This is a genomic window from Gemmatimonas sp., from assembly GCF_027531815.1.
GTDB lineage: Bacteria > Gemmatimonadota > Gemmatimonadetes > Gemmatimonadales > Gemmatimonadaceae > Gemmatimonas.
In genome coordinates this window covers 1-14,964 of sequence record NZ_JAPZSK010000017.1, presented here as the reverse complement: position 1 = coordinate 14,964, position 14,964 = coordinate 1, and the positions used below count along the sequence as shown (strand labels likewise).

The 14,964-nt window shown below is 68.2% G+C and carries 8 protein-coding genes; 6 read left to right on the top strand and 2 right to left on the bottom strand.

Annotated elements, in window-relative coordinates; all coding sequences use genetic code 11:
• Nucleotide 1 precedes the first annotated feature (1 nt).
• From O9271_RS16925 to O9271_RS16915, 3 genes are all read left to right on the top strand, one after another.
• On the top strand, nucleotides 2–1,981 hold the full coding sequence (locus O9271_RS16925) for an ABC-F family ATP-binding cassette domain-containing protein (protein ID WP_298272327.1): 1,980 nt from the start codon (nucleotides 2–4) through the stop codon (nucleotides 1,979–1,981).
• 54 nt (nucleotides 1,982–2,035) lie between these two features.
• The gene (locus O9271_RS16920) at nucleotides 2,036–4,324 is read left to right on the top strand and encodes a hypothetical protein (protein WP_298272325.1); all 2,289 of its coding nucleotides are present in this window, start codon (nucleotides 2,036–2,038) and stop codon (nucleotides 4,322–4,324) included.
• Nucleotides 4,325–4,404: 80 nt separating this feature from the next.
• Entirely contained in the window at nucleotides 4,405–5,622 is a 1,218-nt protein-coding gene (locus O9271_RS16915; RefSeq protein ID WP_298272323.1) for an aminotransferase class I/II-fold pyridoxal phosphate-dependent enzyme, read from the top strand.
• A gap of 226 nt (nucleotides 5,623–5,848) precedes the next feature.
• Here the strand turns inward: O9271_RS16915 and O9271_RS16910 are convergent, their stop codons facing one another.
• Both O9271_RS16910 and O9271_RS16905 read right to left on the bottom strand, forming a co-directional pair.
• The gene (locus O9271_RS16910) at nucleotides 5,849–7,759 is read right to left on the bottom strand and encodes an amidase family protein (protein ID WP_298272320.1); all 1,911 of its coding nucleotides are present in this window, start codon (nucleotides 7,757–7,759) and stop codon (nucleotides 5,849–5,851) included.
• 72 nt (nucleotides 7,760–7,831) lie between these two features.
• Nucleotides 7,832–8,128, bottom strand: a complete 297-nt coding sequence (locus O9271_RS16905; RefSeq protein WP_298272318.1) for an antibiotic biosynthesis monooxygenase — start codon at nucleotides 8,126–8,128, stop codon at nucleotides 7,832–7,834.
• 64 nt (nucleotides 8,129–8,192) lie between these two features.
• Here O9271_RS16905 and O9271_RS16900 point away from each other — a divergent pair, with 64 nt between their 5' ends.
• From O9271_RS16900 to O9271_RS16890, 3 genes are all read left to right on the top strand, one after another.
• Nucleotides 8,193–9,872, top strand: a complete 1,680-nt coding sequence (locus O9271_RS16900; protein WP_298272316.1) for an amidohydrolase — start codon at nucleotides 8,193–8,195, stop codon at nucleotides 9,870–9,872.
• A gap of 275 nt (nucleotides 9,873–10,147) precedes the next feature.
• Nucleotides 10,148–13,387, top strand: coding sequence for a glycosyl hydrolase (locus tag O9271_RS16895; RefSeq protein ID WP_298272314.1), 3,240 nt, complete (start codon nucleotides 10,148–10,150; stop codon nucleotides 13,385–13,387).
• A gap of 200 nt (nucleotides 13,388–13,587) precedes the next feature.
• Entirely contained in the window at nucleotides 13,588–14,574 is a 987-nt protein-coding gene (locus tag O9271_RS16890) for an integron integrase (protein WP_298272313.1), read from the top strand.
• The last annotated feature ends 390 nt before the right edge of the window (nucleotides 14,575–14,964 follow it).

The following is a 14,964-nucleotide window of genomic DNA, read 5'->3' as shown; positions in this document are numbered from 1 at the left end:
CATGACGCTCATCTCCCTCGGCAACGTCGGTGTCGATTTCGGCGCCTCGGAAATCTTCCGCGACATCTCCTTCACGGTGGCCGCCGGCGAGCGGTGGGCGGTGGTCGGGCGCAACGGGACCGGTAAATCCACCCTTGTGCGCCTCATGACCGGTGACCTGCAGCCCACGCGGGGCAGCGTGGCGCGCACGCCCGGGCTGCGCGTGGCGCTCATGGATCAGCACCGCCGCTTCCCCAGCGACCAGAGCCTGTGGGACATCGTGGCGGACGCCTTTGGTGACCTGCGCGCGCTCGAGCACTCCCTGGCCCACCAGGCCGCCAATCTCGAGCATGACCACAGTGAGTCGGCCATGGAGAAGTACGGCCGTGACCTTGAACGGTTCGAGCGCGACGGGGGCTACGAGATGGCGTCGAAGGTGGACGCGATTCTCATGGGCGTGGCCTTCGATCCCCAGATGGCGCGCAGCACGCGCATCGGCACCCTGAGTGGCGGCGAGCGGGGGCGCGTGGCGCTGGCCCGGCAGCTGGCCACGCCCGCCGACCTGTACATCCTCGACGAACCCACCAACCACCTCGACCTCGATACGACGGCGTGGCTGGAGGGGTATCTGGCGAGCACCGAGAAGACGGTGCTGTGCATCAGCCACGATCGCGCCTTTCTCAACGCGATGGCCGATCATGTGCTGCACTTCGAGGGGGGCACGGCGTTCGCCTACGCGGGCGGCTACGAAAGCTTCGTGCAGCAGCGCGAGGAGCGTCGGCTGGCCCAGCAGCGACAGTTCGACAAGCAGCAGAACAAGATCGCGTCGGAGATGGACTACATCGCCCGCAATCTGGCGGGGCAGAATACGCGTCAGGCCAAGGGGCGCCGCAAGCTGCTGGCCCGCATGCCGCGCCTCTCCGCGCCCATTGGCGCCGACGGCGTGATGGCACTTCGCCTCGACGCCGGCACGCGCAGCGGGGACCGGGTGATCGAGGCCAAGGACGTGACCGTGGGCGTGCCCACTCCCGAGGGCCCCCGCGCCCTCGTGCGCGACGTGGCGGTGGTGCTGGAGCGCAATGAGGTGGTGGCGCTGGTGGGCCCCAACGGCGCCGGCAAGAGCACGCTCATCAAGACGCTGCTGGGCGAGATGCCGCCGCTGGCCGGTGAGGTGAAGGTGGGTCCCAGCACCTCCGTGGCGTACTACCGGCAGGACGTGGGACATCTCCCCCTCGAGAGCACCATCTACGACGCCATTGCCAACGAGCGGCCACTCTGGGAGCGTCGCCAGGTGCAGGGGCACCTGGGGCGATTCGGCTTCAGTGGCGACGAAGTGCAGCGCACGATCGGTACCCTGTCGGGGGGCGAACGGGCGCGCGTGGCCATGGCGCTGCTCACCCTCAGCACCAACAACCTGCTCATTCTCGACGAGCCCACCAATCACCTCGACGTGGAAAGCATCGAGGTGCTGGAGGACGCCGTCGAGGAGTATGACGGGAGTGTGCTCATCGTGAGCCACGACCGCGCCGTCCTGCGCGGGCTGGCCACGCAGGTGTGGGAGCTGCGTCACGGCCAGCTGCAGATCTTTCCCGGCACTTTCGTGGAATGGGAGGCGATGCGTGCCGAGCGTGCGCAGCACGAGGCAAAGCAGTCGCGCGCGGATGATCGCAAGGAGGCCGAACGCGCGGCGAAGCAGCGTGACCGGGAGCGCGACCAGCGTGAGCGGGAGAAGGCCGCCGGCGGGGATCCGAAGAAGCTGCGGCGGGCCGCCGAGAAGGCGCTCGCCGACGCCGAGCTGCGGGTGAGCGTGCTGGAAGGGAAGATCGCTGACCTCACCGCGCAGCTGGACGACGCGTCGTTGTACGACACGCCGGCGGGGGTGAAGAAGGCGGCGGCCATGGGCAAGTCGCTCGACGAAGCCCGCGACGCCCTGGAGGATGCCATGCACGACTGGGGGACCGCCGAGGAGTACGTGGAGCTGCTGCGCCAACACGGGGCGTAGCCCGAGCGGCGGGTGCTGCAACTTCGGGTCGGCCTTCGGCGTACGACGTAACGTATGCCTCATTCACGATATGTCGGTGGCGTGGCCCAAATCCTGGCCGCGCGGGTTTTCTCACTTGGCGCGCGGGTTGGTGCCCTGTTGGTCACGGTCGTCACGCCGGTCGTGGTGCACGCGCAGGCGCCCTCGCCGGCGGCATCGACCGCGGCATCGACCGTGCCGCCCATGCCGCCGGCGCTGCGGCAGCTGCTCGACGAGGCGAGCCGGAACAACCGGCTCCCCGCCGACCTGATCTCGTACAAGGCGGCGGTGGAGACGGAGATCGCCATTCTGCTGCGCCGCGAGGAAGGCACGGAGGCGGTGGCCGCCATCGAGCAGGTGGCGAGTCGCCTCAAGTGGAACCGCACCGGGGCCTACGATCAGCGGGTGGTGGGGTACCGATCGCAGCAGCTGGGGGCGAACGTGTCCATGCTGTCGCTGTTCGAGACCGGGTGGCTCAACCCGTCGCTCTACGGCAATCGGCTGCGGGTGCGGCCGCGCTCCTCCGATTCACGCGCGCAGGCCGCCTCCGTCTCGCGCGGGCGTGACGGCACCGACACGCTGCCGGCGGTGCATCCACTGGCCACCGATCGCGATCGCTACTACGACTACCGCGGTGGTGACACGGTCGTCGTGATGCAGGCGGGAGATCGCCGCATTCCCATCGCGCATGTGCGCGTGCAGCCGCGGGAGGGGATCACCGACAAGGTGGTGCTCTTCGACGGCGAGATGGATCTCGACGCGTCGCGCGGGACGCTGGTGCGACTGCGCGGCTACTTCGTGCGCACGGGCACGCGACGCTCGCTGCTGGCCCGCACGCTGGCCGATGCGGTGGCGTTCGTGGAGTACGAGAACGGCGAGCGCCTGGGCCAGTATTGGCTGCCGGCCAAGCAGCGCATCGAGCTGCAGGCCAGTCTGCCCGTGCTCGGCGATCAGCGGGCCGTTGTCCGTATCGTGTCCCGCTTCGCCGACATGGAAGTGAACGACACCACGCTGTCGGCGGAGACGCTGGCCACGGCCGACTCGTTACGGGCGCTGGCGCGGCGGCCGCTGTTCTATGCCCCGGCCGATTCCCTCACCCGCTTCGGGTCGTGGCGCAACGGCTTGGGCGTGATCACCGAGGGGATGCACGCCGACGACTTTCAGGACATCGCGCCCGATCGCTGGCGGCCTACCGGGGCCCCGCGCTTCGACCTCACGCCCCAGCGCGCCGCCGACGTGATCCACTTCAATCGCGTGGAAGGGCTCTTTACGGGGGTTGGCGGCAAGGTCATGCTGCGCGATCTGGCGCCGGGCGTGGTGGTGCGCGGCACGGCGGGGTACGCGTGGGCCGAGCAGACCGTGCGGGGACGCGTGAGTGTGGAGCGCACGCGCGGCCCGTGGACGTGGGAGCTGCGTGGTGGTCGCTCGATGGACATCACCAACGATTTCCGCGCACCCTTCGACTCCGGCAACTCGTCGGCGGTGCTCGCCTCGCTCGATTCGTACGACTACGTGTCGCGCAACTTCGCCGCGGTATCGGCACTGCGACGCATCGGGGCGCGCCGGTGGCTGCTGCGCGGCGATGTGGGGTACGCCGACGACCGGTGGCGCCCCAGCCAGTATGTGCGCGGGCCGTTTGGCGGGGAGCTGTTCCGCCAGAACCAGGGGGTAGACGAAGGTGGCTACCTGAAGAGCGCGGCGACCATTGAGTGGCACCCGGATGTGGCCGCCGAGTTCGTGAAGCCGGGGCTGGGGGGGCGGCTGTACTACGAGCGGGGCGATGGCACCCTCTCGTACCAGCGGACCGAACTGCGCCTCAGCGGTCGGCGTCCGATCGGCCCGTTCATTCTGTTGGGGCGGGGTGACGTTGGGGTGGTCACGGGGGCGCGGATTCCTCCGCAGCAGCTCTTCGAGCTGGGGCGGTTCCAGAACCTGCCGTCGTACGCCGACAAGGAGTTCGCCGGGTCGCGGGCCGCGGCGCTGCGTGGGTCGCTGCAATACACCAGCCCGTTTTTGCGCAACCCGATTCGCGTGAAGACCCTGTTTCTGCCGGCGATCGCGCCGGGGTTCAGCGTCGGCGTGCAGGGCGGGTGGGCCGACGCACCCACCACCGCGGCGCGCGAGGCGATCAACCGGCTCGATCGCTTCTACGATCCGCGGCTGCTGGCGTCATGGGCGCCGGTGGCGCGTCCCACGGAGCGGATTCGCGCGAGTGTGACGGCGGGCTTCCGGTTCTTCGGGAACGGCCTGTTCGTGGGCGTCACGCGTCCCGTGGACCAGGCCGCGGGGTGGACGCGGTTGATCGGCTTCGGGCAGCAGTGGTGACCTGGGGTCAGAGCTGGGGTCAGAGCTGGGGTCAGAGCTGGGGTCAGAGCTGGGGTCAGAGCTGGGGCTAGATTTCGCGCATGGACGCCACTGCTCATCTCCTGCCCACGCGCCGTGATTTTGCCGGCGACGACTTGATCTTCACCCTCAACGCGCGCGCACAGAAGCGCGCCGCCGAGGGGGCGGCGGTCATCAACGCCACCATCGGTGCGCTGTATGACGACGCGGGGAAGCTCGTGGTGCTGGACACGGTCATGGGGCAGTGGCAGCAGCTCACGAGCGCCGAGGTGGCGCCCTACGCGCCCATTGGCGGTGACCCCACGTACTTGTTGAACCTCGTGCAGCGGCACTGGCCGACGCTCACGAGCATCGGCGTGGGGGTGGCCACGCCTGGCGGCTCGGGCGCGCTGGCGCTCACGCTCAAGAACTTCCTCGATCGCGGCCACACGGTGCTCACCGCGGCGCCCTACTGGGGGCCGTACAGCACGCTCGCCGCCGAGGTGGGGATGCAGCTCCACACGGTGCCGTATCCCGACGTGAAGACGGGCCTCGACATTGGTGCGTGGGAGGCCGCGTGCCGCGACACGCTCGACGCCCAGGGGCGCCTGGTGCTCTGGCTCAACGATCCGTGCCACAATCCCACCGGGCGCAGCTTCACGCGCGCCGATCGCGCGGCGTTGCTGGAGATGCTGCGCGATGTGTCCAGCCAGGGGCCGGTGACGCTCATTCTCGACCTGGCATACCTCGACTATGCGCGCGATCCGCAGCAGGTGCGCGAGGCACTCGACGACTACGCCGCCTTCGGGGCCGAGGGGAACGTGCTGGTGGGGGCGTGCCTGAGTCTCAGCAAGGCGTACACGCTGTACGGCGCGCGCGCCGGCGCGCTGGTGTTTCCGTGGGCAACCGATGCGGCGCTGCACGGTGCGCTCATCACGAGCTGCCGCGGCACCTGGAGCAACTGCGCGCGGGCGCCCATGAGCGTGCTCAATCGCATCAGCCGCGATGCCGCCCTGCAGGCGAAGCTGGAGGGTGAGCATGCGCACTGGCGTACGCTGCTCGCCCAGCGGGCCGTGGCGCTCGACGCCGCGCTCAAGGCCGAAGGGCTGCCGGGGTGCGCCTACGACGGCGGCTTCTTCGTCACGCTCGACGGCGGGGCCGACCCGTTCGCGACGTGCGAGAAGATGCAGGGACACAACGTATTCGTCATCCCGCTCCCGGAAGGGTTGCGCGTGGGGATCTGCGCCATGCGAAAGAGCGATACGGGCGCGTTCGCGGCGGCGTACAGGGCGTCGCTCTGAGATCTGAGAGCTGAGATCTCAGAGTCGAGAGTCGAGACGAAGAATTGAGAGGGTGAGAGTTGAGCCCGGATAGCGGTGAGAGTTGAGCTGGCCAGCGGTGAGAGTTGAGCGTTGCCCTCCTCAACTCTCACTGCGAGAACACTCAACTCTCACCGCTATCCGAGCTCAAGTCTCGTGCTCACCCCTCAACTCTTCCTCTCACCTCTCACCTCTGACGCCGCCCAGCTCACCGCACCGCGATCTCGGTCTGCCGGTTCGTTGCCGTGTACAGTGCCAGCGTGAACGTCCCCGCTGCCAGCGCAGACCGGTCCGCGTAGGTGAGCGTGAGGGTGCCCGAGGCTGTACGCATCTCCGGCCCGAGCAGGCGAGCCACGACCCGCTGCGCACTGTCTGGTACGACGATGCGCTGCGCCGGTACCTTGGCGGTGGCCACCGAGGTGAAGACACGGCCTCCGCGGCGGCGGAAGACGAGCGCCGACACGTTGGGCGCACCCGCCACCACGCGTGCCTGCCAGCGAAGTTCGTTGCGGACGGCGTCGAGTTCCACGCGTGCCTGCACCACCGTGCCGGCGTCGGTCACGGTGAGCGTCTTGACCGTGGGACGCGGCGCACGGCCGGCGACGAGCGCCGGCGTCGTGGTGGGCGCGCGGCGGCGCGGCGCGGCTGCCTCGTACGACGACGCGAGCGCCACGAGACGCACGTCGCTGAAGCGCCTGCCGAGCAGTTCGATGCCTACCGGCAGTCCATCCTGCAGAAACCCGGCGGGCATGCTGATGGCCGGTAGCCCCGACTGCGCTGCCACCTGACACGTACTCCCCGGCTGTGCCTCGCCGATCAGCACCGGGCGCTGACGTATCGTGGGATACACCATCGCGTCCAGCTGCAGGCTGTCGAAGATGGCTTCGATACGCGTGCGCAGTACCGCCTGACGCGCGAGCACGTCCTGATGGTCGGGTGTATCGGGTCCGGAGACCGTATCCGCCGCGACGTAGCGCGGCTCCTGGAACTTGTCGTACAACCCGCGGTCGAGAATCTCGCGCAGCGATTTCACCGGCGCGTTCGGCACCGTCTTCATGTAATTGATGAAGTCGTACTTGAACTCGTTGGCACTGGTGCGCACGATGAGTGAGTCGAAGTCGGCCACCGCCACGTCCACCACCGTGGCGCCACGCTGCTTCATCACCTCGATGGCGGCGCGTACGGTGTCGGCAATCTCGGCGTCGGTATCGCGGAAGTATGGGGCGAATACGCCGATGCGCGCGCCCTTGAGCGCGTTCACATCGAGGGCCGCCTGAAAGCGCATGGTGCGCGACTGCATGGGCTGGGTGGCTGCGTCGGCGCTGTCGTAGCCCGCCGTGAGATCCATGGCGATGGCGAGGTCGGCGACGGAGCGCGTGAGTGGCCCGCCGGTATCCTGCGTATGCGACAGTGGCACCACACCACTGCGGCTCACCACGCCCGTGGACGGACGCAGGCCGAACAGGCTGCCGAACGCACTCGGAATACGAATGCTGCCGCAGGTGTCCGAGCCCCAGCCAATCGCGGCGTAACTTGCCGCCACCGCCGCCCCGGTGCCGCCGCTCGAGCCGCCGGGACAGCGCGTGAGATCGTACGGATTGCGCGTCTGACCGCCGAAGGCACTGACGCTGGTGATGCCGGCGGCGAGTTCGTGCATGTTGGCTTTCGCAATGAGCACCGCGCCCGCCTCACGCACGCGGCGCACCACTTCCGCGTCACGCGCCGGCTGACTGTTGGCCAGGGCCAGTGACCCTGCGGTGGTGGGCATATCCCCCGTATCGAAGTTGTCCTTCATCAGTACGGGGATGCCGTGCAGTGGGCCGCGTACCTTGCCGGCCTTGCGCTCCGCGTCGCGGGCCGCGGCTTCCTGCAGGGCGCGCGGGTTCACGCGGATGATCGCATTGAGCTGCGGGCCGGCGTGATCGTATGCGGCGATGCGGGCGAGATACGCTTTCGTGATGTCTACGCTGCTGGCCTTGCCCGTGGTCATGGCCCGCTGCAGGTCGGCCACGGTGGCTTCGGTGACTTCGATGCGGGGCGCAGGTTGCGCATGCGCGGCACGTGCGGTGAGTGCGACGCCAAGGACGGCGAGAAGGAACGGGGAGTTTCCGTTGCGCATATCGGGGGCCGCGTGGGCGGCGAGTGGGGTGAACAGCTCTCGCGGAGTGCACGGAGGAGCGGAGCCGTTCCCTCAGTCGGGAAAGTGGACTGCCGTGTACTTCACGTTCGTGCGCGGCGCGGCCATCATGGGCTCCACGGTGTCGCGCCAGCGCGCGTAGTGGGCTGTGGCCTTGTGGGCCGCGGGGGCGTCGTCGGTGCGATACGCCTCGACGAGCGTGAAGCGGGTGGGGTCGTCGTGCTGCTGCAGCACGTCGAAGCGCGCGATGCCCGGCTCCTGAACGCTGTGGGTGGCGTTGTCGAGCGTGGCGGCCTTGAAGGCCTCCACGTACTCGGGCTTCACGTGCACGAAGACCTGGACGATGAGCATGAGGTGCGGGGTAAGGTGTGTCCCTCAAGCTACGCACCTCGCGGTACACCCGCATATTTCGCGCATGCGCCTCTACTCCCTGCTCCCCGCCGCCTGCCTCCTGCTCCCTGTTGCGGGAGTCGCCGCACAAACCGCCCAACCGGCCGAGGCGGTGTACGTGAACGCCCGTATCTGGACAGGTGATTCGCTCGCCCCCGCCGCCACGGCGCTCGCGGTGCGCGACGGGCGCCTGCTGCACGTGGGGAGCGACACCGCGGTGCGCGCGCTGGTGGGCGAGGGGACCCGGGTGGTGGACCTCGGTGGAAGGCGCGTCGTGCCCGGCTTCATCGACGCGCATTGGCACCTGCCCACGCAGTCGCGCGCCGATCTCGTGGGCGCGGGGAGCGTGCAGGAAATCGTGAAGCGGCTGCAGGCATGGGCTGCGGCGTTGCCTCGGGATGCCTGGGTAGTGGGGCGTGGCTGGACGCCGAGTGACTTTCCGCAGAACGCGGCGCACAAGCAGTATCTGGATGCCGCGTTTCCCGATCGGCCGGTGTTCATCACCGATCGCGACGGACATCAGGCGCTGGCCAACAGTGTGGCGCTGCGTCTGGCGAGGGTAACGGCGGCGACGAAGGATCCCGCGCAGGGGGTGATCGAGCGTGGCGCCGGTGGGGTGCCCACGGGGCTGCTCAAGGAGAGTGCGAGCGGGCTCGTCTCGCGGCTGGTTCCGCCGCCATCGCGCGCCGACATTGCGCGCCGCATCGATGAGGAATCCCGCGCCGCGGCCCGCTTCGGCATCACCATGGTGCAGGAGGCGTCGCGGCGGGCGCCACGCGGCGACGTGTTCGAGGTGCTCGCCGCGGCAGCCGGCGCGGACACCATGCGGGTGCGCTGGTACGTGTCGGTTCCCTTCGACCCGGGTGTCACGCGGGCGCAGCTCGCGCAGTACGTGGCGCTCCGGGCGCGTCATCGCGGTCCGTGGCTGCGTTATGGCATTGCCAAGGGCATGCTCGACGGTACGGTAGACGCGCAAACCGCGGCCATGCTGGAGCCGTATGCCGGGACCGATGCCACGGGGTTGCCGTTCTGGCCGGCGGCCACCCTCAACCGGGGCGTGGCGCGCTACGACAGTGCGGGGTTGCAGGTGGAGCTGCACGCCATCGGCGACCGGGCGATACGCATGGCGCTCGACGCGTACGCGCACGCGCGGCGGGTGAACGGGGCGCGCGACAGCCGTCATCGGGTGGAGCATGTGGAGGTGCCCCATCCGCGCGACCTGCCCCGCTTCAAGGCGCTCGGCGTGATTGCCAGCACGCAGGCGATCTTCGCTACCCCCGACGCCAACACCCTCACGAACTACGCGCCGTTGCTCGGACCGCGGCGCGCGGCGTCGAGCAACAGCTTTCGGCAGTTCGACGACGCGGGCGCCGTGCAGGCGTTCGGCAGCGACTATCCCGTATTCCCCATGGATGTCATTCGCGGCATATACACGGCGGTGACGCGCATGACCCCTGAGGGGACACCCAAGGGCGGCTGGTATCCCGCGGGACGCATTGGTGTGGAGGCAGCCTTGCGACACTACACACGCGATGCCGCCTACGCCGCGTTCATGGAGCAGGAGGTGGGCACGCTGCGCGCGGGCATGCTGGCCGATTTCGTGGTGTTGAGCGAGGACCTGCTGAGCGTGCCGCCGGAACAGCTGCTGCGCGTGCAGGTGGTGCGCACGGTGGTGGGGGGGCGGGAGTCGTTCGTTGCCCCGTAGCGTCAGGTGGAACCGCGTCGTCGAGCACGATGTCATTGTCGATCGCCCGTCCTACGCGGACGCACGACTCGAAGCGGCGCGGCTCCGTTTCCCCGGCAAGCAGCACGTGCAGTTCAGGCGTCATGGGCGGGAGAGCTTGGCACGCGGGCGGCGCGGGGGCAAGGGTGCGGCCGGTCAACGCCCGAGGGCGGTGCGCCCGTTGGCTGCTTGCCAACGTTGGTGGCAGGTGGTTGCGTAGGAGGGTGAAGACTTTCCGACCATCCTCCCCACATCCCGTGCGACTTTCCTCCCGAAATTCCCTCGCGGCGGCGTCTGCGTCCGCGGCCGCGCTGCTGGCGCTTGGCCTCACCGGCACAATGGCACAGGCCCAGCGCGGCCAGGGCGGCCGCCCCGCCGCCAGCGCCGACACGTCGTTCGACGTGAAGTGGCGCAACATCGGCCCCAACCAGGCTGGCCGCATGGTGGCGGTGGCCGGCAGTACGGCGCGCCCCGACGAGTACTACATGGGCACCACCGGCGGTGGCGTCTGGAAGACCACCGATGGCGGCAAGACGGTGCTGCCGGTGACCGACGCGTACTTCGGCGGCACCATTGGCAGCATCGCGGTACAGCAGAGTAACCCCGACGTGGTGTGGGTGGGCGGTGGCGAAACGCCCATTCGCGGCAACGTGAGCCATGGCGACGGCGTGTGGAAGAGCACCGATGCCGGCAAGACGTGGCAGTACATGGGGCTCAAGGAAACGCAGTACATCGCGCGCGTGCGCATTCATCCGGACAACCCGGACATCGTATACGTGGGTGCACTGGGGCACGTGTTCGGCCCCAACAGGGAACGCGGCGTGTTCCGCACCACCGACGGTGGCAAGACGTGGAAGAACATTCTCTTCCGCAACGACAGCACCGGCGTGGCGGACATGATCATGGATCCGTCGAACCCCCGAATCATCTACGTCTCGTTCTGGCAGGCGGGGCGCAAGCCGTGGCAGCTGGTGAGCGGTGGCATGGGGAGTGGCATCTTCAAGACCACCGACGGTGGTGACACGTGGACGGAGATCACGCGCAACCCGGGGCTGCCGCAGAGCGGGCCGTTGGGCGCAATCGGCATCACGGTGAGCCCGGCCAAGCCGAGCCGCCTGTGGGCCATCGTGGAGCACGAGCCGAATGGTGGCGTGTATCGCAGCGATGACGCGGGCGCCACGTGGACGTTCATGACGGGCGACCGCAATCTCCGGCAGCGCGCGTGGTACTACAGCAAGCTGTACGCGGACCCGAAGGACACGAACGTGGTGTACGGCCCGCAGGTGAGCCCGCTCATCTCGAAGGATGGCGGCAAGACGTTCACGCGCGGCTTCGGTGGTGGCGACAACCACGACATCTGGATCGATCCCACCGATCCGCTGCGTGTGGCGGTGGCGCACGACAACGGGCTCATCGTCACCAAGGATGGCGGCAAGACGAGCGTGCGGGTGGCGGCGCCCACCGGGCAGTACTACCACGTGCATCTCACGAACCACTTCCCGTATCACGTGTGCGGCGCCAAGCAGGACGCCGGCTCGAGCTGCGGCCCGGTGCGTGCGGCAGCGCTCGGCGGGCGTGAGGCGATGATGGCGCAGATGATGGGTGGTGGCGCGGCCCCGGCACAGCCGGCGAGCCCGTTCAGCACCTTCTACAGTGTGGCGGGCGGCGAAAGCGGCTACATCAGCAGCGATCCGCGCGACCCGGACATCACGTACGGCGCGAACTATGGCGGCAGCATGGACATGCTGAACCGGCGCACGGGCAAGTCGCTCTCCATCGATCCGTGGCCGCTCAACCCCATGGGGCACGATGCGAAGGACAGCAAGTATCGCTTCCAGTGGACGTACCCCATCGTGCATTCGCCGCACGATCCCAACACCATCTATGTGGGTTCGAACGTGGTGTTCCGCTCGAAGGATCGCGGCATGACGTGGACGCCGATCTCGAAGGATCTCACGCGCAACGATCCGCGCACCCTCGGGGCGTCGGGCGGGCCGATCACCAAGGACCAGACGAGCGTGGAGTACTACGGTACGGTGTTCACGCTGGCCGAGTCGAAGCTGGTGAAGGGGCTCATCTGGACCGGCAGTGATGACGGGCTGCTGCACGTGAGCCGCGACAACGGCGTGACGTGGAAGAACGTGACCCCCAAGGGGCTCCCCGAGTGGATGCGCTGGAGCATCATCGAGGCCGGGCAGCACGCGCCGGGCACAGCGTACGTGGCGGGGAACCGGTATCAGATGGACGACTTCACGCCGTATCTGTACAAGACCACGGACTACGGCGTGACGTGGACCAAGATCACGAACGGCATCACCGCCGATCACTTCACGCGTGCGATTCGAGAAGATCTGCATCGCCCCGGCATGCTGTACGCGGCCACGGAGCGTGGTGTGTGGGTGAGCTACGACGCCGGTGACAGCTGGCAGAGCCTGCAGAAGAATCTGCCGCCGGTGCCGGTGCACGACATGATGCTGCGCGACGACGATCTGGCCATCAGCACGCATGGTCGCGCGTTCTGGGTGATGGAGAATCTCACGAGTCTGCGCTGGGCCGATGACGTGGCCAAGGCTGCGGGTGCGGCGCCGTATCTGTACAAGCCGGTGCCGGTGTATCGGCTGAACGGGCAAACGCAGCCCGCGTTCACGTATCGTCTGCCCGCCGACAGCATGGTGGTGAAGTTCGAGTTCTATGATGCGGCCGGGAAGCTGGTGGGGACGGCGGCGAGCAACGACACGACCAAGCCACCGGTGGATCCGCGCTTCGCTGAGATGGGCTTCACGCCGCCGGCGCCGCCCAAGCCGGGTACACGCAAGGGCGTGAACCGCTTCACGTACACCATGAAGCACGACGATGCGGTGACCTTCCGCGGCATGATCACCTGGGCGGGGCGGGGCACCGGTCCGGCGATGGCGCCGGGCACGTATCGCGTGCGCATGACGGCAGGGAATTCGGCGCCGGTGAGCTACGACTTCCGGGTACTGCCCGACCCGCGCAGCGAGGCCACCGAGGCGGATCTCAAGGAACAGGTGCGCTTCGCGCTGCAGGTGCGGGACAAGATCACGGCGGCCAACCAGGGGGTGATCGAGTCGCGGCACATCAAGCGTGAGCTGAACGACCGGCTGCCCAAGATGACCGGCACGGCGGCGTTCGCGCCGCTGGCGAAGAGCTTTGCCGGGTCGCTGAGCGTGGTGGAGGATTCACTCTACCAGACGAAGAACCAGAGCGGGCAGGACCCGCTCAACTTCCCCATCCGGCTCAACGATCAGCTGGCGGGGCTCATGAGCTTCGTCGCGAGCGGCGAGCGGCGTCCGGCGAAGCAGTCGTACGATGTGTGGAACGTGCTGGCGCCCAAGACCGATGGCGAGCTGACGAACCTCGAGCGGGTGATCACCACGAACCTGCCCAAGGTGAACGCGCTGCTCAAGGCGGCGGGTCAGCCGGAGATTACGCGCAGCAAGGTGGAGGGTGCGGCGCCGCGGCCGATCACGCCGTAGAAGGTTGTTGACCGATCACTGACAACTGGCACTACGAACTTCGAACTCCTCGCCTCCCGCGGGGAGTTTGTCGTTTCCGGCGGCTTCCCGGCTCGCGACGCACCCCGCCTGCTTTCAGTGCCCCGCGATTGCCGTGGATTGGTACTGCTCGCGAGAAATTGATGCGACATCCGCGCCGGATTCCGGATAGGCTGTCGCCCATGGCTCGTCCTCGGCTGTTGGTGTCGCTGCGCGAGCGCGCGGCGGTTCGTCGGTTCAGTCCCCGCACCGTCGATGCCTACGCGCGGTGGGTGGTGGCGTACGTGCAGTTCCACGGTCGCCGGCATCCGGCCGAACTGCCACCGTCGGCCGTGCGAGACTTTCTGACGCACCTCGCGCACGAGAAGGGTGTGGCGGCATCCACCCAGAACCAGGCGCTTGCCGCCTTGCAGTTTCTCTATCGCAACGTGCTCGAGCAGCCGTTGCCCGCGATGGTCGGCATCACGCCGGCGAAGCGCCCGCACACGCTTCCCAACGTGCTCTCGCGTGCGGCGGTGGCGCAGGTCCTCGATGCGATGGCCGGCACCTGCTGGCTCATGGCGTCGCTGCTGTACGGCTCCGGATTACGCCTCATGGAGTGCTGTACGCTGCGGGTGAAGGACGTGGACGTCGATCGCGGTGAGATCCGCGTGCGACGCGGCAAGGGTGCGCGCGACCGTGTCACCATGCTGCCCGCGGCGTTGGTCGACCCGCTTCGTGCGCACCTGGCCGAGGTGCACACGGAAATGCAGCGTCGCGCCGGTCGCGGCGGCGGGTATGTGGCCTTGCCCATCGCGCCAGGCGCCAAGGCCATGGGGGCCGTGCGCAACCGCGGCTGGCACTGGGTGTTCCCGGCCTCGCGCGAGTACTGGGACGCCGAGGCGCAGCAGCGCCGCACGCACCACGTGCACCCCACGGTGCTTCAGCGGGCGGTCAGCGCCGCGGCTCGGCGCGCCGGTATCGCACAACGGGTGGGCTGTCACACATTTCGGCACTCGTTTGCGACGCACCTGCTGGAAGCTGGGTACGACATTCGTACCGTGCAGAAATTGCTGGGGCATCGTGACGTGTCGACCACGATGCTGTACACGCATGTGCTCAACCGCGGCGGCCTGGGGGTACGCAGCCCGCTCGATCAGCCGCCGCCCGTGCGGCGCCCGGTGGGGTGACTGTGCTGCGGTGTTGCGCCACGCGCCGAACCGGCGTGGCTCCCTCCCTTGCGCGTCTCTCGCCCCGACTGAACGTTAGACTGCATTATCTGCAGCCTAACGTGAAACGGCCTGTCCCCCGCGTGCACGGGCAAGTAGCTTGGCCAAAAGCACTTGCGCCGCTCGCGCGGCCGTTCTGCCGGACGGATTAGGCTGCAGAAATCCGCAGTCTAATCCGTGCTCTGCAGTGATCGCCCGCAGTCCAATACTCGTTAGGCGCATTGCGGGTCACTTACAAGCGGCACCTCGAGGATGTCCGTCCCACCGAAAAGATGCGCTGACCTAGGCTTGTTCACGCCTCGTAGCTGGTCATTTCACTATTGAGGAGTATTGCACCATGCGTCATCGAGA